The organism is Hymenobacter sp. UYAg731 (assembly GCF_054061335.1).
In genome coordinates, this window is the sequence record NZ_JBSSEC010000005.1 from 398,395 (window position 1) to 420,374 (window position 21,980).

The 21,980-nt window shown below is 61.7% G+C and carries 16 protein-coding genes; 9 read left to right on the plus strand and 7 right to left on the minus strand.

Annotated elements, in window-relative coordinates; genetic code table 11:
- Positions 1-53: 53 nt before the first annotated feature.
- Positions 54-626, minus strand: coding sequence for an L-threonylcarbamoyladenylate synthase (locus ACVWYF_RS17535; RefSeq protein ID WP_457070376.1), 573 nt, complete (start codon positions 624-626; stop codon positions 54-56).
- A gap of 116 nt (positions 627-742) precedes the next feature.
- Positions 743-1,147, minus strand: coding sequence for a methylmalonyl-CoA epimerase (gene mce, locus ACVWYF_RS17540; RefSeq protein ID WP_457070378.1), 405 nt, complete (start codon positions 1,145-1,147; stop codon positions 743-745).
- 209 nt (positions 1,148-1,356) lie between these two features.
- Here mce and ACVWYF_RS17545 point away from each other — a divergent pair, with 209 nt between their 5' ends.
- The 4 genes from ACVWYF_RS17545 to ACVWYF_RS17560 all read left to right on the plus strand — a co-directional run bounded on the left by ACVWYF_RS17545 (position 1,357) and on the right by ACVWYF_RS17560 (position 4,051).
- Positions 1,357-2,571 carry an IscS subfamily cysteine desulfurase gene (locus ACVWYF_RS17545; protein ID WP_457070380.1) on the plus strand — a complete coding sequence of 405 codons (1,215 nt, stop codon included), beginning with the start codon at positions 1,357-1,359 and terminating at the stop codon, positions 2,569-2,571.
- Positions 2,572-2,692: 121 nt separating this feature from the next.
- A complete protein-coding gene (gene iscU / locus ACVWYF_RS17550) occupies positions 2,693-3,103 on the plus strand; it encodes a Fe-S cluster assembly scaffold IscU (RefSeq protein WP_457070382.1) in 411 nt (136 codons plus the stop codon).
- A gap of 105 nt (positions 3,104-3,208) precedes the next feature.
- Positions 3,209-3,601 (plus strand): hypothetical protein, encoded by a 393-nt coding sequence (locus ACVWYF_RS17555; protein ID WP_457070384.1) that lies wholly within the window; start codon positions 3,209-3,211, stop codon positions 3,599-3,601.
- A gap of 123 nt (positions 3,602-3,724) precedes the next feature.
- Positions 3,725-4,051, plus strand: a complete 327-nt coding sequence (locus ACVWYF_RS17560; RefSeq protein WP_070728920.1) for a HesB/IscA family protein — start codon at positions 3,725-3,727, stop codon at positions 4,049-4,051.
- 215 nt (positions 4,052-4,266) lie between these two features.
- On the opposite strand, the gene ACVWYF_RS17565 is transcribed toward ACVWYF_RS17560, so the two are convergent.
- The 4 genes from ACVWYF_RS17565 to ACVWYF_RS17580 all read right to left on the minus strand — a co-directional run bounded on the left by ACVWYF_RS17565 (position 4,267) and on the right by ACVWYF_RS17580 (position 13,693).
- Positions 4,267-8,997, minus strand: a complete 4,731-nt coding sequence (locus tag ACVWYF_RS17565; protein WP_457070386.1) for a T9SS type A sorting domain-containing protein — start codon at positions 8,995-8,997, stop codon at positions 4,267-4,269.
- A gap of 1,426 nt (positions 8,998-10,423) precedes the next feature.
- Positions 10,424-11,701 (minus strand): glycosyltransferase family 4 protein, encoded by a 1,278-nt coding sequence (locus ACVWYF_RS17570; protein WP_457070388.1) that lies wholly within the window; start codon positions 11,699-11,701, stop codon positions 10,424-10,426.
- A gap of 110 nt (positions 11,702-11,811) precedes the next feature.
- Entirely contained in the window at positions 11,812-12,561 is a 750-nt protein-coding gene (locus ACVWYF_RS17575) for a LytR/AlgR family response regulator transcription factor (protein WP_457070390.1), read from the minus strand.
- 34 nt (positions 12,562-12,595) lie between these two features.
- The gene (locus tag ACVWYF_RS17580) at positions 12,596-13,693 is read right to left on the minus strand and encodes a sensor histidine kinase (RefSeq protein WP_457070392.1); all 1,098 of its coding nucleotides are present in this window, start codon (positions 13,691-13,693) and stop codon (positions 12,596-12,598) included.
- Positions 13,694-14,169: 476 nt separating this feature from the next.
- On the opposite strand from ACVWYF_RS17580, the gene pulA reads away from it, so the two are divergent.
- The 4 genes from pulA to ACVWYF_RS17600 all read left to right on the plus strand — a co-directional run bounded on the left by pulA (position 14,170) and on the right by ACVWYF_RS17600 (position 20,356).
- The gene (pulA, locus tag ACVWYF_RS17585; RefSeq protein ID WP_457070394.1) at positions 14,170-16,161 is read left to right on the plus strand and encodes a type I pullulanase; all 1,992 of its coding nucleotides are present in this window, start codon (positions 14,170-14,172) and stop codon (positions 16,159-16,161) included.
- Between the two features lie 365 nt (positions 16,162-16,526).
- Complete coding sequence (locus ACVWYF_RS17590; protein WP_457070396.1) at positions 16,527-17,516, plus strand: hypothetical protein; 990 nt, start codon at positions 16,527-16,529, stop codon at positions 17,514-17,516.
- 143 nt (positions 17,517-17,659) lie between these two features.
- A complete protein-coding gene (locus ACVWYF_RS17595; protein WP_457070398.1) occupies positions 17,660-19,438 on the plus strand; it encodes an OmpA family protein in 1,779 nt (592 codons plus the stop codon).
- A 144-nt stretch (positions 19,439-19,582) separates the two neighbouring features.
- On the plus strand, positions 19,583-20,356 hold the full coding sequence (locus tag ACVWYF_RS17600) for an ABC transporter permease (protein WP_457070400.1): 774 nt from the start codon (positions 19,583-19,585) through the stop codon (positions 20,354-20,356).
- 87 nt (positions 20,357-20,443) lie between these two features.
- Here ACVWYF_RS17600 and ACVWYF_RS17605 read toward each other — a convergent pair whose 3' ends face one another.
- Positions 20,444-21,040 (minus strand): transposase, encoded by a 597-nt coding sequence (locus tag ACVWYF_RS17605; RefSeq protein WP_457070402.1) that lies wholly within the window; start codon positions 21,038-21,040, stop codon positions 20,444-20,446.
- A 100-nt stretch (positions 21,041-21,140) separates the two neighbouring features.
- Between ACVWYF_RS17605 and ACVWYF_RS17610 the strand changes: the two genes are divergently transcribed.
- Positions 21,141-21,971, plus strand: a complete 831-nt coding sequence (locus ACVWYF_RS17610) for an ATP-binding cassette domain-containing protein (protein ID WP_457070404.1) — start codon at positions 21,141-21,143, stop codon at positions 21,969-21,971.
- Positions 21,972-21,980: the final 9 nt, after the last annotated feature.

Sequence of the window (21,980 nt, forward strand, 5' to 3'; positions counted from 1 at the left end):
GCACGTTAGCAACCCAATCCACGCGCGGACTCGCAGAGTCCACGGTACTCCGCCTACTCCCGCACCACTTCCAGATTCCCGTCCGCGCCCAGCCGCAGCACCCGCGAAGGCGCGGTCCGCGTGGCATCGTCCTGCCGCCAGTTCACCACATGGTCGGCCCCGCGCACAATAGCCTCATCCACCTCCGAATACACTGCTGGCGTGGGCTCACCGGCCTTATTGGCCGAAGTCGATACCAGCCCGTGGCCCAGCCGCCGCACCACTTTAAAGCATAATTCGTCCTTCGTCACGCGCAGGCCCACAGTGCCGTCGGGAGCCACTAGTTCCTTCGCCACGGCCCGGCTGGCGGGCAGGATATAGGTGGTGGGCCGGGTATCGGCGGCCAGCAGAGCTTCCAGCTCAGCCGGCACTTCGGCGGCGTAGCGTTTCAGCATTGCCAAATCGGCCACCAGCACGATGCTGGGCTTGCCGGCCTCGCGGCCCTTCAGCTTATACAGTGCCTGCACGGCGGGCGGCGCTTCGGCATCGCAGCCCAGGCCCCACACGGTATCAGTCGGGTACAGAATAACCTGCTGAAGCAACAGGGCATCCACCGCGTTGTCTACTTCTTGTTGAAAACGATTCATGGTAGTAGCGCAGACTTTCTAGTCCGCGAGTAAGCAGTTATCAGTTAAAAAAACATGGCTTATGCGGCCTCCGCATAAGGCTCGCGGAATAAAATTCCCTACCGGGTACGACCGCGCTACCTGATGGTCTGGCAGAGCTCCACCAATACGCCGGCTGCACTTTTGGGATGCACGAAGCACACCAGCTTGTTATCGGCCCCGCGCTTGGGCTCCTCATTTAACAGTACGAAGCCCTCCCCTTTTAGCCGCGCCATCTCGGCCCGAATATCATTCACTTCGAACGCGACGTGGTGAATCCCCTCCGCCTTTTTGGCTAGAAATTTCGTAATGGCGCTATCCGGCGAGGTGCCGGCCAACAGCTCAATCTTGGAGCCGCCGACTTGAAAAAAAACGGTATCGACCGCCTCGCTGGCTACGTGCTCCTTCTTATAGGGTGCCGCACCAAGCAGCGTGGTGTAAAGCGCAGTGGCGGCTTCCAGGTCGTGTACGGCCAGGCCGAGGTGTTCGAGGTTGGTAATCATGGAGGAGGATTTCAGAGAGAAATGCCGCTGACCGGGCGAAAAAGCGGGTTTGACCGCGCATTTTAGACCGTTGCCGGAAGTCGGTGCATTTCCTTATTTAGATTGTGTCTACTTTTGTGAGACCAAAGAAAACTGATTGCCCCCGAACCGTGTTCTAAGGGCCGACCAGTCATCCATTGGTTTATCTTTTTGCTATACCGTTGCGCGCAATGCTGAAGCTCCCTATTTACCTCGACAACAACGCCACCACGCCGCTCGACCCGCGCGTGCTGGAGGCCATGATGCCCTATCTGACCGACGTATTCGGCAACGCGGCCTCCCGCAACCACCCCTTCGGCTGGGCCGCTGAGGAAGGCGTGGACTACGCCCGCGAGCAGATTTCGAAGCTCATTAACTGCGACTCGAAGGAAATCATCTTCACCTCGGGCGCTACCGAGTCGGACAACTTGGGCATCAAGGGCGTGTTCGAGATGTATAGCCAGAAAGGCAACCACGTCATCACCGCCACCACCGAGCACAAAGCCGTGCTTGATACGTGTAAGCACATCGAGAAGCTGGGCGGCAAGGTAACCTACCTGCCCGTCGATGAGAAAGGCCTCATCAGCCTCGCCGACCTCGAAGCCGCTATGACCCCCGAGACCATTCTCGTGACCATCATGTACGGCAACAACGAGACGGGCACCATCAATCCCATCCGCGAAATCGCCAAAATTGCCCACAGCCACGGGGCCCTGTTCATGACGGACGGTACCCAGGCCGTGGGTAAAATCCCGGTTGATGTCATCGCCGATGGCATCGATATCATGGCCTTCACGGCCCACAAAATGTACGGTCCCAAGGGCGTGGGTGCCCTCTATGTGCGTCGCAAGAACCCCCGAGTGAAGGTGACCGCCCAGATGGACGGCGGCGGCCACGAGCGCGGCATGCGCTCGGGCACGCTCAACGTGCCCGGCATTGTGGGCCTGGGCAAGGCATGCGAGTTGGCCCGCCTCGAAATGGACGCCGATACCGCCCGTTTGAGCGTGATGCGCGACCGCCTCGAAAAAGAGTTGATGACGATGGAGGAAACCTACACCAATGGCTCGGTGGAACACCGCCTCCCGCACGTTACCAACATCAGCTTCAAGTACGTGGAAGGCGAAGGCCTGATGATGGGCGTGAAGGACCTGGCGGTATCGTCTGGTTCGGCCTGCACCTCGGCTTCGCTGGAACCCAGCTATGTCCTCAAAGCCCTGGGCCTGAGCGACGACCTGGCCCACAGTAGCCTGCGCTTCGGCCTGAGCCGCTTCACCACCGACGAGCAAATCGACTATGCCATCGGCCACGTAAAAGAGGCTGTCACCAAGCTCCGCGAAATGTCGCCTCTGTGGGAGATGTTCCAGGAAGGCATCGATTTGAGCAAAATCGAGTGGGCGGAACACTAGGCGCGAAGCGCCAATTATGAATTAAAAATTACGAATCATGAATTGCTGCCCATAGCGCGTTCTGATTCTACGTTTCGATTCATAATTCATAATTTTTAATTCATAATTTAAGCAACGCGACATGGCTTACTCCGATAAGGTAATCGACCACTACAGCAACCCCCGCAACGTGGGCACGCTGGATAAAAGCAAGAAAAACGTAGGCACCGGCCTCGTGGGCGCTCCCGAGTGCGGCGACGTAATGCGCCTGCAAATCGAGGTAGACGAAACCACCAATACCATCATCGACGCCAAATTCAAGACGTTCGGCTGCGGCTCGGCCATTGCCTCGTCGTCGCTTGCAACGGAGTGGCTGAAAGGCAAATCCATCGACGAGGCCCTGGCCATCGACAATATGGAGATTGTGGAAGAGCTGGCCCTGCCGCCCGTGAAAATTCACTGCTCAGTGCTGGCCGAAGATGCCATTAAGTCGGCCATCTCGGACTACCGCGTGAAAAACGGCCTGCCCGCGCTGGAGCTGTCGCACCACTAATTATCTGAGTTAAAAGTGAAGAGTTAAGCGTTGGGAATTTTTGGTCCTTATGGGTCCGAAAATTCCCAACGCTTAACTCTTCACTTTTAACGCTTGACTCGACCAATGGACGAATTTGACATTGCCCGCCTGGAGCGCGAGATTCGGCAGTACCTGGGCCTGGAGCCCGCGCAGCTCCAATTCGAGTTTCGGGAGTTGGAAGGCCAGACGCGGCTGGACCTGATTACGGTGAACCCGCGCCACCAGCAGAGCTTTCTGTTTCGCTATGAAACCGGCCGCGACCAAGTGGATTGTCTGGAAAAGATGCTGGCCTACGTGCGCAGCTACCGCGACACCGAAAGCTCCTACACGCTGCAATGGCGCGCCCGGGGCGACCGGGAGTTGCAAACGTCCTACTTCCGCGCCCACAACGTATACGAGGCGCTGGACAAGCTTTATTTTGACCGCGATTTGAACACGATTACCGTGTTCAGCGTGGTGCTGAATCCGAGCTCATAAGGGCCGGAATGAAATAGTTGGCGGACGAGCGAACAAAGAAATTCGCCGGCTTGTTTATAATGTGTCTAAATTGCGAATCCATTCGGCTTGCTTCTGAGCCCCGGTGGCCCCGCTCCTACTGCCATGATTACCGTATCGGATAAAGCCAAAGAAAAAGTAGCGCGCCTGATTGAGGACGCGCACCTTGACGACACCTACCGCCTGCGCGCCTCGGTGGCGGGTGGCGGCTGCTCGGGCCTGAGCTACAAGCTGGACTTCGATAACGAAGTGCGGCCCATGGACCAGGAGTTTGAGGACAAGGGTGTGCGCGTGGTGGTCGACATGAAAAGCTTCCTTTACTTGGCCGGCACCGAGCTGGATTTCTCCGATGGCCTCAATGGCAAGGGCTTCCAGTTCAACAACCCCAACGCCTCGCGCGAGTGCGGCTGCGGCGAGAGCTTTTCGGTCTGAACCGCAGATTGTGCGGATTTAACGGATTGCGCAGATTCTAATGCTGCCCCTGTTGGCTTCTGCAGGATTGGATTAGCATTTGATTATTTTGATTATTATAGAAAGCAACGGATAATAAAAAAGGCCACCCGATTGGGTGGCCTTTTTGTTGCGTAAAACGGACAGCATTAGAATCTGCGCAATCCGCTAAAGCCGCACAATCTGCGGTTCAGATATTAGTCCTTCTCAAACTTCTGCACGGTGCGGCCGGCGGCCGTTTGCAACTCCAGGAAGTAGAGGCCGGTGGGCAGATTTTCGAGGCCGATGCTGGTGGTGCCAGCTTCGGTGGTGCCGCGCAGCAGGGCCTGGCCCAACTGGTTGAGCACGCGGTAAGGCATGGCCGCCTCGGCGATGAAGCTGATGCGGCTGTGGGCCGGGTTAGGGTAGAGCTTCACCTTGGCAGCTTCGCCGGAGCCAGCCACCGTGACCACGGGCGAGAAGGCGGTGGTGCCGTCTAGGTCAACCTGACCCAGGCGGTAGTAGAGCTTGGCGGCCGGGGCAGCTTTGTCGAGAGTGGCGTAGGTGGTGGGGCTCATGCTGTTGCCTTGGGCCGCTACGGTGGCTACTGTGGCGAACTCACGGCCATCGAAGCTGCGCTGCACCTCGAAGCGGGCGCTGTTTTTCTCGGTGGCCGTGGCCCATTTCACCGCAACCGTTTTATCGGCCTGGCGCTGGGCGCTGAAGGCGGTGAGCTGAACGGGCAGCGGATTGATGGCTTCCAGCACGTTGGTGGTGGACAGGTCGTTCTGAGCCCCGAGCACGAAGTCGGAGAAATCCTGGAACGAAGCGGAGGTGAGCGTGCCTGCCACCGAGGCCCCACCAGCTCCGGAATCGGGACCCGTGTTGGTGGTGCGGCCCAGGTTGGTCCACTGGTTGGCGAATGGGCCGGTGGCGTCGCGCTTGGCAATCACGAAATCGGTGCTGCTTGGTACGTTCACGTAGTCTTCGGCCCCAAAGGTCAGGGTGATGGTGCCAGTGAAATTGCCGGGAGCCGTGTTGGACGACGTGACGGTGTAGAAGCGCTTCGAGGAAACCCGGGCCAGGGGCGCGGTACCCAGGCCATTGCCTGGGGCCAGGGAACGGCTGGAGTTGCCCTCAAACTGCTCGGCGGTGTAGGTCGAAGCAGCGGCCTGGGCCGTGCTGGTGAGTGTAATGGGGCGGTAGAACTTGCCTTTGCCAACCGGGAACACCGTGGCAGCCGCGCCCACATCCGTGACGCGGGCCAGCGGGCCGTTCACGAAGCTGCTGGCGCTGCCACCCGTAGCGTTGTTAGACAGGGTGAGCAGGTTGGTGGCCGAGGTGGTGATGTTGCCGCTGGTGAGCTGCAAGGTGCCCGGCACCGCGAGCGGACGCTGGAGCAATACGCCCTGGGCGTTGTTGATTTGCAGCGTTACGTTGGCATTCAGGGCCAAGCCGGCCGCGCTGGTGTTGGTCCCCCCGATGGTTTGCACAGCGGTGCCGTTCAACTGCAGGGGTGCCGTGGGCGCAGAAGTCGGCAGGAAGGACAGCACGGCACTACCGTCCACCTTGATGTCGCCCTTGATGGAAATGCTGCCGGTGAGGTTGAGAGGCAGGTTGCCGGTGAGCACCCGCAGGTCGTTCTGAATCACCAGCGGGTTGCCCCCCGAAATGGTGGGTGCCGTGGTGAAGCCGGGGTTATAAACAAAGGTGCCGTAGGTGCGGCCCGAAAACGAAGGCGTAGCCAGAATGGCGGGTACGAAACGGTAGTAGCTACCGCTTTGGAATGTGACCGAGGCACTGGTACCGGCCGCGCCGAACGGCGAAGCGCCTCCCTGTTGGAAGTAGCTTGCCCCGGCTTCAAACAGCACCGTCCCGGCAAAGCCGACGGCGCTGCCAAACAGGTTGCCGCCAAAGTTGGCCGTGGCCGTGATGGCGCTGCCCGTGTGAAACACCACGGCGTTGGGGGTAGCGGTGGTGCCCAGAATCTTGTGCGTAGTGCCGGAGCTGAAGGCCGAGCCATCGGCCGCGATGCCGCCGTCGATGCTGGCCGTGGCTCCCGTAGCGAGCTGGATGGTGAGGCCCACGTTGGCTACCGTGTTGTAAAGGCGCAAGGAGTCGGCAGTACCCACTACGAGGTTGGCCGGGGTGGCCGCGCCGCTTAGGGTGAGGGTGCGGTTGGCATCGGTGCTGAGCGTGGTGATAACGCCGCCCTGCAGTTTGAGGGCCGCAATGGTTTCGGAGGTGGTGAAATCGAGGGTAACGTTGGCCGTGGCGGTCACCGTGCCATCGAACAACAGGACGTCGCTGGCGGCAGTCACCGCCCGCGCGGGCGTCCAGCTGGCAGCCGCGCTGTAGCTGGTGCCGGTGCCGTTCCAAGTGTAGGTGATGGCCGGGGGCGTGAGCGTGGTGAAGGTAGCCGTGCCGGGCGTAGCGGTCAGGTAGTTTTCGAGGCCAGCCGTGGCGTTATCGTTGTAAGCATAGGCCTCTACGCTATAGGCCGTGCCAGAGGCCAGCCCGGTTACAGTGAGGTTGGTAGTGCTGCCATCGGCAATCACCACGAAATTACTGGTGCCCGTGGTGGGGTTGGTGCCGGTGGTGGTGCCGTAGGTGGTATTGGCGGTGTAGGTAGTGCCATCAACGGGGGCTACTGCCGCGGCGGCGGTGGGCCGCACCACCACGAGGCGCTTGGTGCCATCGCCGCCGCTCAGGCTGAGCAGCACGGTGGTGGTGGTAGCCCCCGAAGCCGTGACGGTGGGCTGCACGGTAGGCTCGGTAGCGGGCGGGGTGCCGGCCGTGAGCGAGCCAAACAGGTTCACGTCATCCACGGCAAAGGTGCCGCTGCCGCTGTTGGAGCCGCCATAAGCATAAATACGGAAGGTTACCGCGCCCGTCACGGTCGACAAGGCGGCCGTGCCGGTCAGGCTCACGGGGCGGGGCGTGAAGGTGGTGGTGGGGTTGGTTTGCACGGCACCCACGGTAGCGGTATAGCCATCGAGGCTGGTACGGACCTCCCACTTGGTGGGGCCGGTGCCGGAGCTGCGGTCCGAAACAATGAGCGTGGTCAGGTTGGCGGTGTTGCCGGCAGCGGCCGTGAACGTGAACTGATAATAGCCGGTAGTAGCACCTGCGGCCGGCGAAGCCGTGGAAGTGGAGAAGCCCGTAGACCGGAAGTCCGGGGTATCAGAAGTACCGGTCAGGCCCGTGGCCCGCGAAAAGACGCTGCCCGTGACGTTGGCAGCCTGGGTGGTGGGCGAAGTGGAGCTGGTGGCCGGGAAGGAGTAAGCCAGCAGCGGCGGCGAAAGCACCGTGCCGCTCACCATCACATCCTGCGAAGTCGCACCCGATACGTTGGTGATGGTGCCACTAACCGGACCCACCGGCGTAGCAGCCGCAACGCGCACATACACCGTGCCGCCGGCAGCGGGCACTGATACGGTACCACCGAAGCCGCTGCCCGTAGTCAGCGAAACCTCAACCCCCGAAGGAGCCGTGACGGTAATCGGAACCGAGAGGCCATTGCCGGCAAGCACGTAGGTCTGCTCGGCCGAGGCCGTACCGGCGTAGTTCGAAAAGCCGCTCAGGCTGCCCGGGGTGGCCGTGAGGGTTGGGGCCGGGGTGGTAAACATTACATCGGCCCCGTAGCCGGTGCCGGCGCTGTTGGTGGCATAAGCGGCCACGTAGTAGTTAGTGCTGGGCGTGAGGCCCGTGAGGCTGCTGCTGTAGGTGCCCGCGCCCGATGCGCCGGCTACCGTGGTCACGCCGGAGCCTCCCAGACGGGGCGTCGGCGTGAGGCTGAAAACGACCCCGCGCACCGTGATACCGGGGCCGGCCACGGTGCCGCCGCTGGTAGCCGTAGTGGGCGTGATGGCCGTGGTGGCGGCCGTAGTAGCCGTGGGCGGCGACAGCGTAGTGAAGGTAATATCGGTGGCGTAGGTGGTACCCACGCTGTTGGTGGCATAGGCGGCTACGTAGTAAGCAGTACTGGGCGTGAGGGCCGTGAGGCTGCTCGTGAAAGTGCCCGTGCTGGGCGTTCCATCGGCGACCTGCGTCACGCCGCTGCCGCTAATCCGCGGGTTGGGGCTGGTGCCGTATACCACGCCGCGCGCCGTGATGGCAGCGCCGCCGTTCGAGGTCACGTTGCCGCCGCTGGTGGCGGTGGTGCCCGTGATGGCCGACGCGGCCGTGGTGCTCACGCTGGGCGCTACCAAGGGCGCGTTCACGGTGAGGGTGTTGGTCGAGTTTGAGCCCGTGGTGACGGGGTTGCTGGCCACTACGCGAATAAGGTAGGCCGAGCTGGCCGTGGTGGCCCCCGGAATGGTAACCGTGAGCGAGGTGGCCGTGGAGCCGGTGGTGGTGAGGACGGTGGTACCGCTGCCAAAGGTGCCCAACGAGTTGGAGAGCACGGCCGTGAACACGTTGGCGGGGTCGAAGGTGCCGGTGGTAGTGTAGGATACCGTCACGTCGTTGCCGGCCAGCACGGTGGCGGGCGCAATGCCGCCCGTGGTGATGGTGGGCGCGGGGGCGGGCGTGGTCACCGTGACCAGCACGGGGCTGGCCTGCAGGTTGGGCACGGCATCTTCAGCCACTACATATACATCGTAGTCAGTGCTGGCCGTGAGGCTGCTCACCGTCGAGGTGGCAGCGGTGTTGGCGGTTGGGTTGGCGAAGTTGCCGGACAGCGTAACGACCGTGCCAGCAGCATTTTTGCCCGCTTTCACCTGCGCAGCCGTGGGGGCAGTGGCACCGCTGGGCAGGACCACATAATAGGTTTTGCCTACTTCATTAATGTTAGACGATAGCAGAAAGCTAGTGGCCGTGATAGTCGAAGCCGAAGGCGAGGCCGGGGTAGTACCGAAAGTGGGCGGCGTGGTATCGGCGGCAGAAAGTGTCCCCTTTACCACGATGTCATCTATGACCCATATCTCAGCACTATTATCATTCAGCAAGGTGATTTTAAACCTTAACTGTGATGTGGCACCTATAGCGGTGACACTAACCGTCCCATAATTAGGTGTGCTTGCTCCGCCTCCTCCAGTGAAGGCAGTTGCTGCACCAGTACTATAAGCACGAGTAGCGACTGCGGCACCTGTAAAAGACCACCGGCTATTCGAGCCCGTAGCAGCACCGCCTACGACTTTGACTTGGTCAACGTATGTCGCCCCACCATCGGTACTCAGTGATAAGATTACGTTATCCGGAGAATCAGCACCGTTGCCACTGGTAGTTGCAAATGATGCCAGCTTGAATTCAACTGATACGTTAGAGTAACTACTAACGTCAATGTTGGCTGCCGACGTGATTGTAGCAGTGCCATTCGATAAGCTGTAAGCCCTTACTCCCGAGGCATACAGTGGGGTACTTGCTGGAAACAATCCCGAGCTACGAGTTTCATATCCTCCCCCCACTAAATTAACTGTAGCGGTAGGCGTCGCTGGAGTAGTCTCAAAGTCCTGGGTTGCAATCGTCGTCTGCCCCCGCCCAAGCAGTGGTAACATTAGCATCATGAGCAGCGCGAGGCTGCGGGCGATTCCGACGGAAAAACGGGGTAATGGTTTTCTCATAAAAACGGGTTATTAAGGGGTTTACCAAATTACCATGGGGTGGACACGTTGAGTGTAAAGATATTTGCGTGAACTTGGATTTTAGGCATGCTTCCATTATCAAATCTTTATATTACTTCTTTAACCTGACCAACAGCATCCAATCAGCATTTTTATTTTGCCGAGCCCGTCCCGGGCAGCTGGCCCCGGACGGGGCCCGGGGCAATTAGCTGATGGTAAAGCCGCTTTGCCAGCTACCGGAGGAGCATAAGGCCCTCGGCCCGCCCCTACCCCGTAAAGCACAAAAAAAGCCCTCGCGGACGCAAGGGCTTTTTGAGGCATTGGGCAACGGGCGCGGATAGGGGCGGCGCACACGGCGGCGCAGCTATCGGCCGGTTGCTAGTGGTGCCTGCCATTCCGGGACGGGGGCATTTGCTGGGCGCTGCTGCCGGCGGGGGCAAATCCGCCGAATGGGTGGCCACGCGCAGCTCGCCGGGCCGCTTAGGAATGACAGGACTTATGGGATAGCGCGGCCGGGCCGGCCGGAGCCGGCGTGGGCCGCGCGGTACGTGGCATGGGCCGCGGGGCGCTGAAGGCCGGGCAGTCGTGCTGACCCAGCACAGCGGCTGGCACGGCCAGTTTCAGCAGCAGCCCACTCAAAAAACGAAGCCTGACGACGGAGCTCATAATTCTGAAGGAATAAACCACCCGGCAGGGCCGGGGGCCATTTGAATTGATGACCTGAAACTACCGGTGCGGGGCAGCTGGCCAGCCCTGTCATCGGCCAAATCCGGCACGGCATCGACCGGATGAGGTTTTTCGGGGCTGCGCACTACCGGGCCACGGCGTGGGCAAAGGCCGCATTCACGGACAGGCGCGGCTGCCGGGCTGCCCGGGGCAGGACCACCGGCGCGGCCACTACCGCCCGAATCACGTCTTCGGTGAGGGCGCACTGGCGGTGGTGCGAGTAGTGCCAGCGGGCTAGGCGGGCGCGTTCCACCCGGGCGTTGGTGGCGGCGGGCTCGGCAAAGGTGCGGCGGATGGCCCGGGCGCAGGCGGTCACGTCGCCGGGCAGGTAGAGCAGGCCGGTCTGGTTGTGCTCTACCAGCTCGGCGGTGCCGCCGGTGGCCGCGCCCACCACGGGCACGCCCGAGGCCAGGGCTTCCAGGGTTACCATGCCGTAGGTTTCGTTTTCGGAAGCCATCGTAAAGACATCGATGGCGTGGTAGAACACGGCCGGATTGGCCCGGAAAGCTCGGAAGTGCACCTGGTTTTGCAGGCCCAGCCGGGCCACCTGCCGCTGAATCTGGCGCAGGTATTCGTCGCCTTCGTTACGGGTGGGCTCGCCCATAATGACGAGGTGGGCATCGTAGCCGTACTGCTGGCGCAGGTGGTGCAGGGCATTAATGACAAAATCCTGCCCCTTGCCGGCATCCAGCCGGCCCAGGATACCCAGCAGGCGCACCTCCTGGGGCAGGCCCAGCTCCCGGCGGGCCTCGAAGGGCGTGTGGGTGGGCGGTGCAAACTGCTCCAGCGGCAGGCCCAGGGGCACGAGGTGCAGTTTGGCCATGTCGAACCGGGTGAGGTGGGCCACCTCGCGGGCCAGGCCAGGCAACGGCGTGAGCCAGGCATCAACGAGGCCGAAGCGCAGGGTGTGTACGGGGCTGCGCTTGGGCCGCCCCAGCTGCATGTGCTGCTGGTAGATGATGCGCAGGCGGCCACCGAGCAGGGTTTTGGCCAGCGTGGCCACGGGCAGGTCCTTGTTCTGCGTCACCACCAGCACGTCGATGTTCAGGCGTTCGAGCTGCTCTTTCAGGGACCAGGCCATGAAGGGCATGGCCAGGCCCCGGCGCACGGCCAGCGTTTCGAGGGGCACAAACCAGTCTTCGGCCCACATGGCCAGCGGCGTGGCGGGTGGCGCAAAGAACGTGACGCGCCACCCGCGCTCCTGCATCCAGCCCGCGAATTTGAGGCTGTTCAGCTCCAGCCCGCCGAGGCTACTTGAGAGGCAGAGCACGGCCAACTGCGGGGTCGTACCAGGTAGGGCAGCCTCCCGCTCACGGGGGGCCGGGCCGGGAATGGGGCTCCCGGAAAAGGTGAATGGGTTCATAGCTCAGAAAGACAGGGAGTGTGCAGGGCATTGGAGCGGTAGAAGGCGGAGAGGTTTAGCGCGAGGAAAACGGAAACGCGAACGTCAGATGAGCATGACGTTCTATCTCCTCAGCTCCAGCGGCTGAGGAACTGCAGAAACTGTTCTTTGTACTGGTCGCCCACGGGGATGGTGACGGCCCCAATCTGGACGGTGAGGCGGCGCACGGCCTCAATCTTATCGAGTGCCACGATGAACGAGCGGTGGATGCGCATGAAGCGCCGGGCGGGCAACTTTTCCTCCATCGCCTTGAGGCTCATGAGGCTCAGCAGGGCGCGGGGCGTACTTTTGAGGTGGACCTTCACGTAGTCCTTCAGGCCTTCTACATATAAAATGTCGCTAAGGGCCACGCGCACCAACTGGTACTCGGCTTTCAGAAAGAGGTATTCTTCTTCCTCGGGGCCGGTGGCAACCGGAGCGGTGGTATGCTGCGAGGTGAGTTCGGCGTAGGCGCGGGCTTTGCCGGCGGCGCGCAGAAACTCCTCGTAGTTGAAGGGCTTCACCAGGTAATCCAGCGCATCGACGCGGTAGCCATCCAGGGCGTACTGACTGAAGGCGGTGGTGAAGATGACGCGCGGGCCGGTGGGGCCCAGCACGCGGGCCAGTTCCAGGCCATTGAGCTCCTGCATCTGGATATCCAGGAAGGCCAAATCGACGGTGCCGGGGTGCTCGTGCAGGTACTTGAGGGCCTCCACGGCGCTGCCGAACTTGCCCACCAGCTCCAGAAACGGCGTTTTCTGCACGAAGGACGCGACCAGGCCCAGAGCCAGGGGCTCGTCATCTACGGCAATGGATTTGAGGGGCGGGAGGGCAGTTGTCATGGGAGGAAAGAAGGGGAATGGGGAACGAGAATGCTCAGGATGACAGACTTTTCTCATTTCCAACCTGCAACGTGAGGTGAACCCGGAATTCGTTGGCGGGCGTGTGGTCATCCACCAGCAGGTTGAACCGGCCGGGGTACAGGAGGTCGAGGCGACGGCGGGTGTTGGCTAGGCCGATGCCATTGCTGCCGGCCAGGTCGGTGCTGGGCAGCGCGAGCAGGGTGTTGCGCACTTCCAGCTCCAGCACGTTGGGCGAGGGCTGGGTGAGGCCGATGAAAATGCGGCTGCTTTGAGTGGCCGCCACGCCATGCTTGAAGGCGTTTTCGAGGAAGGGCAGCAGCAGCATAGGGGCCACGGGCACGTCGCGCACGGGCTCGGGGCGGTCGAAGGTGACGGTCACGCGCTCATCGAGGCGCAGTTGCATCAGGGTGATATAGTCCTGCACGAAGGCGATTTCCTGGCTCAGCAGCGTGAGGCCGCCGGCGGTGTCATACAGCACGTAGCGCATCATGCGCGAGAGCCGGTGAATGGCCACGCGGGCCTGCTCGCCATCGAGCAGCGTGAGGGCGTAGATGTTATTGAGCGTATTAAAGAAGAAGTGCGGGTTAATCTGGGCCTTGAGCACCGAGAGCTCGGAAGTCACGCGCTGCTGCTCAAGCGTCTGCCGAATCCGGGCATCGTTCTGCCACTTCTGCACCACCGTGATGCTCGTGCTGATGCCCAGCACAAACATGGTGGTGAGCAGGCCCATGGTATCGATGCGCGGGCCGCCCCGGTTTAGCCGGGGCCGGCCGGCCGCCGCCTCAAAGGCCTTGTCCATAAGGGCCGGCAGGTTTAGCGACAACTCCAGAAACTTGCTGAAACTGAGCACCACCACCGTGGTAACCACCAGGGCCAGAATAAACCACTCCGTGCGCCCGTGCAGCAGCAGGCGCGGCACCGTAACCTTGGACGTAAGGTAGAACGTGGCAATCCAGGCGGCAAACATCAGCCCCTGCTTCAGCCAGAATTCCGGCGGCATGGTGAGCCGCCCGGTGAGCGGCTGAAACAACAAGAACGTGAGCCCGAACAGCCCCCACACCAGTACATGAATGAGCGGCGTGAGGTAGCGACGGGGCGTGAGGACGGCCATAGACGAGGGAGAAATCGAAACAAACATAGCTGACTCCCTATCCCAAAGCCGGGCCAAACCGACCGTACCCTCGATTGTATCGACGGCGGGCCGCGTTTCACCGTTGGGGCAGGCGGGGTTTGGCGGGGAAAGGAGGTCGGAGCCAGACTCCCCTCCTTACCAAGGAGGGGATGTTCGAGCCAAAGGCTCGGACGGGGGTGGTTGTGGGCGTTGAACGGGTGGGGGTATTTTCGCACCACTTACGACCGGGTCCGCACCACTCCTGACCGGCGCCGCACCACCTCGGACCGGTGCCACACCACCACCCAACCGGTGCCGCACCACCTTGGACCGGTGCCGCACCACCCCCGACCGGTGCCGCACCACCTGGCAGCCCTTGTATACCACTTATTACCAGCCCCGACCCACCTGCCGGTACCATCTTATCAGGGAGAAATGCCGACTGCATTTCCGCCCCCAGTCCCGACCTTTGCCCCATGATTCGCCCGCTTCTGCTGCTGCTTGTGCTGCTATCCCCTGCCCCCGCTATTTCGGCCCCGCCGCTCCCCGACTATGCCACCTACCCCACCTACCTCGGCCCCGATCTGGGGCTGACCTGGCGCGGCCTTCAGGCCACCCTGCGCGTGTGGGCACCCACCGCCTCGGCCCTGCACCTGCGCCTATACGCCGCCGGCAGCGGCGGTCCGGCCAAGGCCGACTTTGTGATGACCAAGGCCGAAGGCGGCACCTGGACCTATATGCTGCCCGCCGGCACCACCGGTTTCTACACGGTGCAGGCCACCATCGCCGGCAAAACCCTGGCCGAAGTAGCCGACCCCTACGCCCACGCCGTGGGCGTGAACGGCCTGCGCGGGGCCGTGTTCAACCCCATCATTGCCCAGCCGCCGGGCTGGAAAGACGACCTGCGCCCCGCCCTGAAACAAGCCACCGACATAGTAATTGGCGAAGTCCACGTCCGCGACCTCACCATGCACCCGCAGTCGGGCGTGCGGCACAAGGGCAAGTTTCTGGGCGCGGCCCAAACCGGCACCCGGGGGCCGGACGGCGTGAGCACCGGCCTCGACCACCTAGTAGAGCTGGGCCTGACCCACGTCCACCTGCTGCCCACCAACGATTTCGCCAGCATCGACGAAGCCGCGCCCGCCAGCGCCAATCGCTACAACTGGGGCTACGACCCGCTCAACTACACCGTGCCCGAAGGCACCTACTCCACCGACGCCACTAACCCGGCCGCCCGCATCCGCGAGTTCAAGCAGCTGGTCGAAAACCTGCACGGGGCCGGCCTGCGCGTGGTGCTCGACGTGGTGTACAACCACACCGCCGATGCCCGCCGCAGCAATTTCGAGCAGCTGGTGCCCGGCTACTACTACCGCCACAACCCCGACGGCACCCTGAGCAACGCCACCGCCTGCGGCAACGAAGTAGCATCCGAGCGCCCGATGGTGCGCAAGCTCATCGTGGAATCGGTGGCCTACTGGGCGCAGCAGTACCACGTCGACGGCTTCCGCTTCGACCTCATGGGCGTGCTTGATATCGAAACCATGCGCGCCGTGCGCGTGGCCCTGGACCAGCAGGACCACAGCATTTTCATCTACGGCGAGGGCTGGACCGCCGGCCCCTCGCCCCTACCCGACGCCAGGCGCGCCCTCAAAGGCAACATGCTGAAGCTGGACCGCATCGCGGCCTTCGGCGACGAGCTGCGCGACGGCGTGAAGGGCCACTACGCCCACCAAACCGAGCCCGGCTTCGCCAGCGGCCAGCCCGGCCTGGAGGAAAGCGTGAAATTCGGCATAGTGGCCGCCACCCAACACCCGCAGATTGACTATGCCAAGGTCAATTACTCGAAAGCCCCCTGGGCCGGCTCGCCCTCCCAGGCCATCAACTACGTGGCCTGCCACGACGACCGGGTGCTCTGGGACAAACTCCGGGTGTCGAACCCGAACACGTCGGAAGACACGCTCATCAAGATGGATTTACTGAGCAACACCATCGTATTCACCTCGCAGGGCGTGCCGTTTTTGCCGGTCGGCGATGAGTTTTTGCGCACCAAGGGCGGCTCCTCCAATTCCTACAACCAGCCCGACAGCGTGAACCAGATTGACTGGGGCCGCAAGGCCAAGTACGTGGGCGTGTACGAGTTCTATCGCAAGCTGCTGGCCCTGCGCCGCAACCACCCCGCCTTCCGCCTGCCCACCACCGAGCTCATCCAGCAGCACCTCGAATTCCTGCCCAACATGGCCCCCGGCATCATCGCCTACCAGCTGAAAGACCACGCCGGCGGCGACGTCTGGAACACCATCACCGTTATTTTCAACGGCAACCGCGGGGCCTGGAGCGTGCCCCTGCCCCGCGAAACCTACAAAGTGGTGCTGCGCGGCAACCAAATCCAGGAAGAAGGCCTCGACGTGCTCGAAGTAACCAGCGGCGTGCAGGTGCCGGGGAATTCAGCCCTGATTCTGGTGCGCTGAGGAACAGGCGGAAGCTTGGCGTTTCTGCAACGCGCTTGTCATGCTGAACGCAGTGAAACACCTTATCACGTTCGAACGAACTATTCAGGCGTGATAAGGTGCTTCACTGCGTTCAGCATGACAAGCGTGAAGGGTGCAACCGCCCCCTCCCGCTTGCTACTTTGGAAAAATCCGCTTTCCATTTTGAAAAAATTCATCCCCGTTGGGCCCCGTGCCCGGCGGGGATTTTTTATTATCCCACTAAAAACCAATAGTTAATCAAATCCCGCCCGCCGAATCACCAATCCGGCATTGGTATTGGCATATGGTGGAGGTAACCAACTAACGGCCGCACCGGCCACCACCTCCACCCCAATACCAACGCCATGAACGCACTTCCCTCTTTCGATTCCGCCCCCGGCCTGCCCAAGTGGCAGCAGCCGGAAAAAGTCGCCGGCCGCGTGGTCCTCCTCGGGCTGGTGGGCACGGCGGTATACTTCTGGGGCTCGATTTTGCCCTTCCTCGTCGACATGGTGTTCGACACCGTGAAGTTGGGCATCGGGCTCGGCACGCTGTTCGTGCTGTTTCTGCTGGCCACCAACAAGCGGATTCACGCCGGGCTGTGGTACGCCGGACAGCGCATTCTCCGCTCGATGGCGGGCATTTTCGTCAACACCGACCCCATCGGCATCATGGAAGCCTACATCTCGAACACCGAGAAGGAGGCCCGCAAGATGGACGCCGAAGTCACCAACATCGAGGGCGCGCACGAGCTGGTGAAGCGCAAGCTGGCCGCCAACTCCGCCCAGATTAAGGAATATCTGGCCCTGGCCGACTCCGCCACCCGCCAGGGCGAAAAGGACGCCGCCGAATCGTATGCCATGCGCGCCGCCCAGGTGCAGGACTACAACCAGCGCCTCCAGCCCATGGCCACCACCACGGCCAACGTGACGGTGGTAATGCGCCAGATTCTGAAGGCCGCCCTGCGCCAGATTGACGGCAGCAAGTTCAAAGTCAACCTGCTGAAGGACGAATACGCGCTGGTGAAACGCACCAGCTCCGGCATGCGCGCCGCCATGAACATCCTGCGCGGCGACCCCGACAAGAAGTACTTCTTCGACCTGGCCACCGACCGCGTGGCCGAGGACATGGCCCAGCAGTTGGGTCAGATTAAGCAGGCCATGCGCTATTCGCAGGAGTTCGTGAAGGAGATGGACATTCAGAACGGGGTGATGAGCGAGAAAGGCCAGCGCCTGCTCGACCAGTACCAGAAAGGCGAATTCAACGCCGTGCTCAACGAAAAGCCGCAAGCTCCCCAGAACATCCTCACCACCAAAAAAGCCTCCGATGATGCCTATTCTAGCCTGCTTGATTAGCTTTTTGCTAGCCTGGGCCTGCCTTAGTAGCGCGGACTTTGTAGTCCGCGTGTCGCACCGCCAGGTAGCTGCCGTCGTCCAAAACCACCTTCCCCATTACCATCATTCGCGGACTACAAAGTCCGCGCTACATCACTACTCACATGACCACACGCGGTAAATTTATCGTTGGCCTGCTCCTCTTCGGCCTCCTGTACTTCGGCATCAATAAGCTGGTTTCCAGCGGTGCCGTCTTTAAAAAGGCCGACACGCAATCGGTGCTTTTGAATTCGATTGAGCTGCCCACGGCCACCGGCGGCAGCCGGGCGAACATCGTGGTGCCGCTGGCCCAGCTGCCCGGCACCGCCCCGGCGGATAAAGGCACACCCATTACCTGGGAAGTAATGGCCTGGAACAGCCAGATGGCCGGCATGCTGGCCAACGGCGGGCCCCGCTCCACGATGGGCTCGGCGGCCGCCGCCAACGGCCTGGATATGCAGATTGTGCGCCAGGACGACGTGAGCAAGATGCAGGCTGACCTGGTGAAAAACGCCCTCGACCTGCAAAGCAAGCCCGAAACGCCGGGCTTGATTGTGAGCATCATGGGCGATGGCCTGCCCGGATTCTCGGCTATGCAGGCGGAGTTGAAGAAGGCCGGCACCCAGCTGCAAATTATCCCGTATTCGGTGGGTAAATCCTTCGGCGAAGACAAGCTGATGGGCCCGAAAGAATGGCTGGATAACCCCAAAACTGCCTTGGGTAAAACCGTGGCCTGCTACCTGCGCGACGGCGACCAGAACATTGCCCTGAAATGGTGCGCCGACAACGGCCTAAAAGTGAACGCCGACGAAACCACCTACGACCCCGAAGCCGTGAACTTCATGGCCGCCAGCGACTTTCTGGTGGCTGCCGAGAAATACATCCTCGGCAAGCCGGAAGCCCGCACCAAAGTGGTGAATGGCAAGAACACCGGCGTGAAAATCGACGTGGTGGCCGACGCCGTGGCCACCTGGACGCCCGGCGACGTGAACATCGCCAAGCAGCGCGGCGGCCTCGTCAACATCGTGAGCACCAAAGACTACTCCAACCAAATGCCCAACATCATGGTGACTACCAAGCGCTGGTACGACGCCCACCCCAAGGAAGTACTGGGCCTGATGACGGCCTTCGCCGTGGCCGGCGACCAGGTGAAAAGCCACCCCGAAGCCCTGACCCGCGCCGCCGATATTTCGGCCACCGTGTACGGCGACCAGGACAAGCCCGGCGCGTACTGGCTGAAGTATTACAAAGGCGTGAGCGAGGCCGACCGCAACGGCGACGTGGTGGAGCTGGGCGGCAGCAAAGCCTTCAATTTCAGCGACAACCTGAATCTGTTCGGCCTCGATGAAGGCGGCACCAACATCTACGCGGCGGTGTACAAAACCTTCGGCGATGTGCAGACCAAGCTCTACCCCAAAGAATTGCCCAGCTACGTGCCGCTGAATGAAATGCTGGACCTGACGCCGCTGAAGAAACTGCAGCAGCAGTACAAAGGCAAAGCCGTGGCCCCGGCCGAAACCCAGCAGTTTGCCACCGGCGATGAAATTCGCCAGAGCGTGAGCAAGCGCGCCTGGAACATCGAATTCAACAGCGGCCAGAGCAGTTTCACCCCCGCCGCTGAGCACGACTTAAACCAGCTCTTCAACGACCTGGTGGTGGCCGGCCGCCTCAAAGTAGCCGTCCACGGCCACACCGACAACGCCGGCGACCCCAGCCGCAACCAGCAGCTCAGCGAGGACCGCGCCATGGCCGTGGAGCACTGGCTCGAAGCTAAAAGCCACAGCGCCTTCCCCAACGGCCGCGTGCAGGTGTACGCCCACGGTGCTACCGAGCCGCTGGCCAGCAATGCCACCCCCGATGGCAAAGCCAAAAACCGCCGAGTAGAGGTAGTGCTGGGAAATTAACAACGTAGCGTGGACTCTGTGAGTCCGCGTCACGAGCGCAGCGAGTATCGTCGCTAGGATTTTTTCACAACATTTCCCCAAATCACGAGCGCAGCCGACGATACTCGCTACGCTCGTGACGCGGACTCGCAGAGTCCACGCTACATGAAAATCTTATTCGCTCCCAACGCCCAGCCCGCCCGCCTCGTGTTCACCACGATGGTGGTAGCGCAAGTGGCCCTGCTGCTGCTGCTGTGGCTATTTTACCCCATGCAGCTCTTCCCCAGCCTGGGCGAAGTCGTGCGCTCGCTCGGCGACTTAGTTACCACGCAGGGCCTGATTCAGGAGCTGTGGGCCAGCATGACCACGGCCATTGAGGCCCTGGCGGTGGCTACGGTTTTGGCGCTGCTGATTTCTTACCTTACGGCGCTGCCCTTCTTCCGGCCCATCGCCTACGCGGCCTCCAAGATGCGCTACCTCACCCTCACCGGCCTCACCTTCTTCATGGCCCTGATGGTAAGCTCCGGCCACCAGGTCAAGCTCTCGGTCCTCATTTTCGGGGCCACCGTGTACCTGGTCACGGGCATGACGAGCGTGATTCTGACCACCACCCAAGAGGAAATGGACCACGCCCGCACCCTGGGCATGAGCGAGTGGCGCAGCTTCTACGAAGTAGTGGTGCTGGGTAAGCTCGATGAGATGCTCGAAGTAGTGCGCCAGAATTTCGCCATCATCTGGACAATGATTACGCTGGTGGAAACGCTTTACCAGTCCGAAGGTGGTATCGGGCTGCTGCTGTATAAGCAGAACCGGTACCTGCATCTGGATGGGGTGCTAGCCATTCAGTTGGTAATTCTGGCGACGGGGGCGGCGCAGGATTATGTATTTGTGCTGCTGCGGCGGGTGTTTTTCCCTTATTCAAGTTTGGGTGCCGCCTGATGTACCGTGGACTCTGCGAGTCCGCGAGTGAGTGGGCCGGTTGCTACTCATCGTTCATTTGCGGACTCGCAGAGTCCACGGTACAATTCACAGAGCCAGATACGTATAGGGCCACTGCTCCCAATCCTCCACCAACCCCGCCTTCACTGGATTCTCTAATACATAGCTGATAACCCGTTCCAATTCACCATTCCGAACCACATGGTCGTAGCTCTCGGCTTGCCAGAAAGCCCCGGTTAGCCCCAGCAGCTTGTTGGCCTGGGTGGCGGTGTAGCTCTTCAGCCGTTGCAGGGTTTTCTGCAACGGCGGGGCTTCATCGGGCACCACTAACACCAAATGCACATGGTTGGGCATGAGGCAGTAGCAGAGCAGGTCGAAGCTTTTGCCGTGAAAATAATGCAGTGACTGCGCCACCAACGCCGCTATTTCGGGTTGCCTCAGCCACGTCGGCCCAAACTTACCCCGCGCCAACTGCGCATCGAAGCGCCCAAAATACTTTTTCTGCTCGGCATAAGCATGAGCGGGGTCGAGTTCCAGGCGGTTCAGCGCCAATTCTGTGTCGGCTTGGAGCTGGGCGACTACCTGACGGGGCAGGCTGCCCGCCAGCCGAAACGTAATGAACACCGCCTCACCTGGCGGCAGCCGATGCGGCAAGTTCCGCTCATAATAAATCAGGTTCGACACAGCCGCAATGTACCAAGTACCGTGGACTCTGTGAGTCCGCGAATAAATCAATTTCCTTAATCTCTCAACGCGCGGACTCGCAGAGTCCACGGTACAGCCCATGACCGCCCACACCTACGCCTACCGCGACCCCATCCTCACCCTGAGCGGCGTTTCCATCGCCTTCAACGGTGAGCCCATCCTGCGCGACATCAACGCCCAGGTCCTCGACGTGACGCGCCCCAATATGCGCCAGGGGCAGGTCGTGGGCTTCTACGGCCGCTCCGGCATCGGCAAGTCAGTCCTTTGCCGCATCATGGCGGGCCTCATGGCTCCCGGCACCGGCACCGTGGAAGTGGGCGCGGCCCAGCAGCCCGTGACGCCCGGCCTCGTGGGCTTCGTGCAGCAGCGCTACCCCCTCTTCGACCACCGCACCCTGCACGACAACCTGCTGGTGGCCGCCCAGCGCAAGCACGGCCCCGCCGAGGCCCGCCAGCACGTCGACGCCTACCTCGAACGCTTCGGCCTGGCTCCGCACCGGCGGAAGTACCCGGCCCTGCTCTCGGGCGGGCAGCGCCAGCGGGCGGCCATCGCCCAGCAGCTGCTCTGCTCCGACCACCTCATTCTGCTCGATGAGCCCTTCTCCGGCCTCGACGTGGCCATGATTGACGAAGTGAAGAAAATCATCGTCGAAGTCACCACCATGGACGAGCTGAACACCGTCATCATCGTCTCGCACGACATCGTGACCACCACCGCCCTGGCCGACCGCCTCTGGCTGCTCGGCTACGAGCACGACGCGGCCGGGGCCCTCGTGCCGGGCGCCACCATCAGCCCCCAACACCAATACAACCTAGCCGAAATGGGCCTCGCCTGGCACGAAAACGTCGAAGCCGAACCCGAATTCGCCCAGTTCGTCGAACACATCAAGCAGGAGATTCGCGGGAGTTAGCCCGGCCGC

Coding starts and splice junctions, on each gene's coding strand:
- ACVWYF_RS17535 (WP_457070376.1), bottom strand. CDS start 626: ATGAATCGTTTTCAACAAGAAGTAGACAACGCGGTGGATGCCCTGTTG.
- mce (WP_457070378.1), bottom strand. CDS start 1,147: ATGATTACCAACCTCGAACACCTCGGCCTGGCCGTACACGACCTGGAA.
- ACVWYF_RS17545 (WP_457070380.1), top strand. CDS start 1,357: ATGCTGAAGCTCCCTATTTACCTCGACAACAACGCCACCACGCCGCTC.
- iscU (WP_457070382.1), top strand. CDS start 2,693: ATGGCTTACTCCGATAAGGTAATCGACCACTACAGCAACCCCCGCAAC.
- ACVWYF_RS17555 (WP_457070384.1), top strand. CDS start 3,209: ATGGACGAATTTGACATTGCCCGCCTGGAGCGCGAGATTCGGCAGTAC.
- ACVWYF_RS17560 (WP_070728920.1), top strand. CDS start 3,725: ATGATTACCGTATCGGATAAAGCCAAAGAAAAAGTAGCGCGCCTGATT.
- ACVWYF_RS17570 (WP_457070388.1), bottom strand. CDS start 11,701: ATGAACCCATTCACCTTTTCCGGGAGCCCCATTCCCGGCCCGGCCCCC.
- ACVWYF_RS17575 (WP_457070390.1), bottom strand. CDS start 12,561: ATGACAACTGCCCTCCCGCCCCTCAAATCCATTGCCGTAGATGACGAG.
- ACVWYF_RS17580 (WP_457070392.1), bottom strand. CDS start 13,693: ATGGCCGTCCTCACGCCCCGTCGCTACCTCACGCCGCTCATTCATGTA.
- pulA (WP_457070394.1), top strand. CDS start 14,170: ATGATTCGCCCGCTTCTGCTGCTGCTTGTGCTGCTATCCCCTGCCCCC.
- ACVWYF_RS17590 (WP_457070396.1), top strand. CDS start 16,527: ATGAACGCACTTCCCTCTTTCGATTCCGCCCCCGGCCTGCCCAAGTGG.
- ACVWYF_RS17595 (WP_457070398.1), top strand. CDS start 17,660: ATGACCACACGCGGTAAATTTATCGTTGGCCTGCTCCTCTTCGGCCTC.
- ACVWYF_RS17600 (WP_457070400.1), top strand. CDS start 19,583: ATGAAAATCTTATTCGCTCCCAACGCCCAGCCCGCCCGCCTCGTGTTC.
- ACVWYF_RS17610 (WP_457070404.1), top strand. CDS start 21,141: ATGACCGCCCACACCTACGCCTACCGCGACCCCATCCTCACCCTGAGC.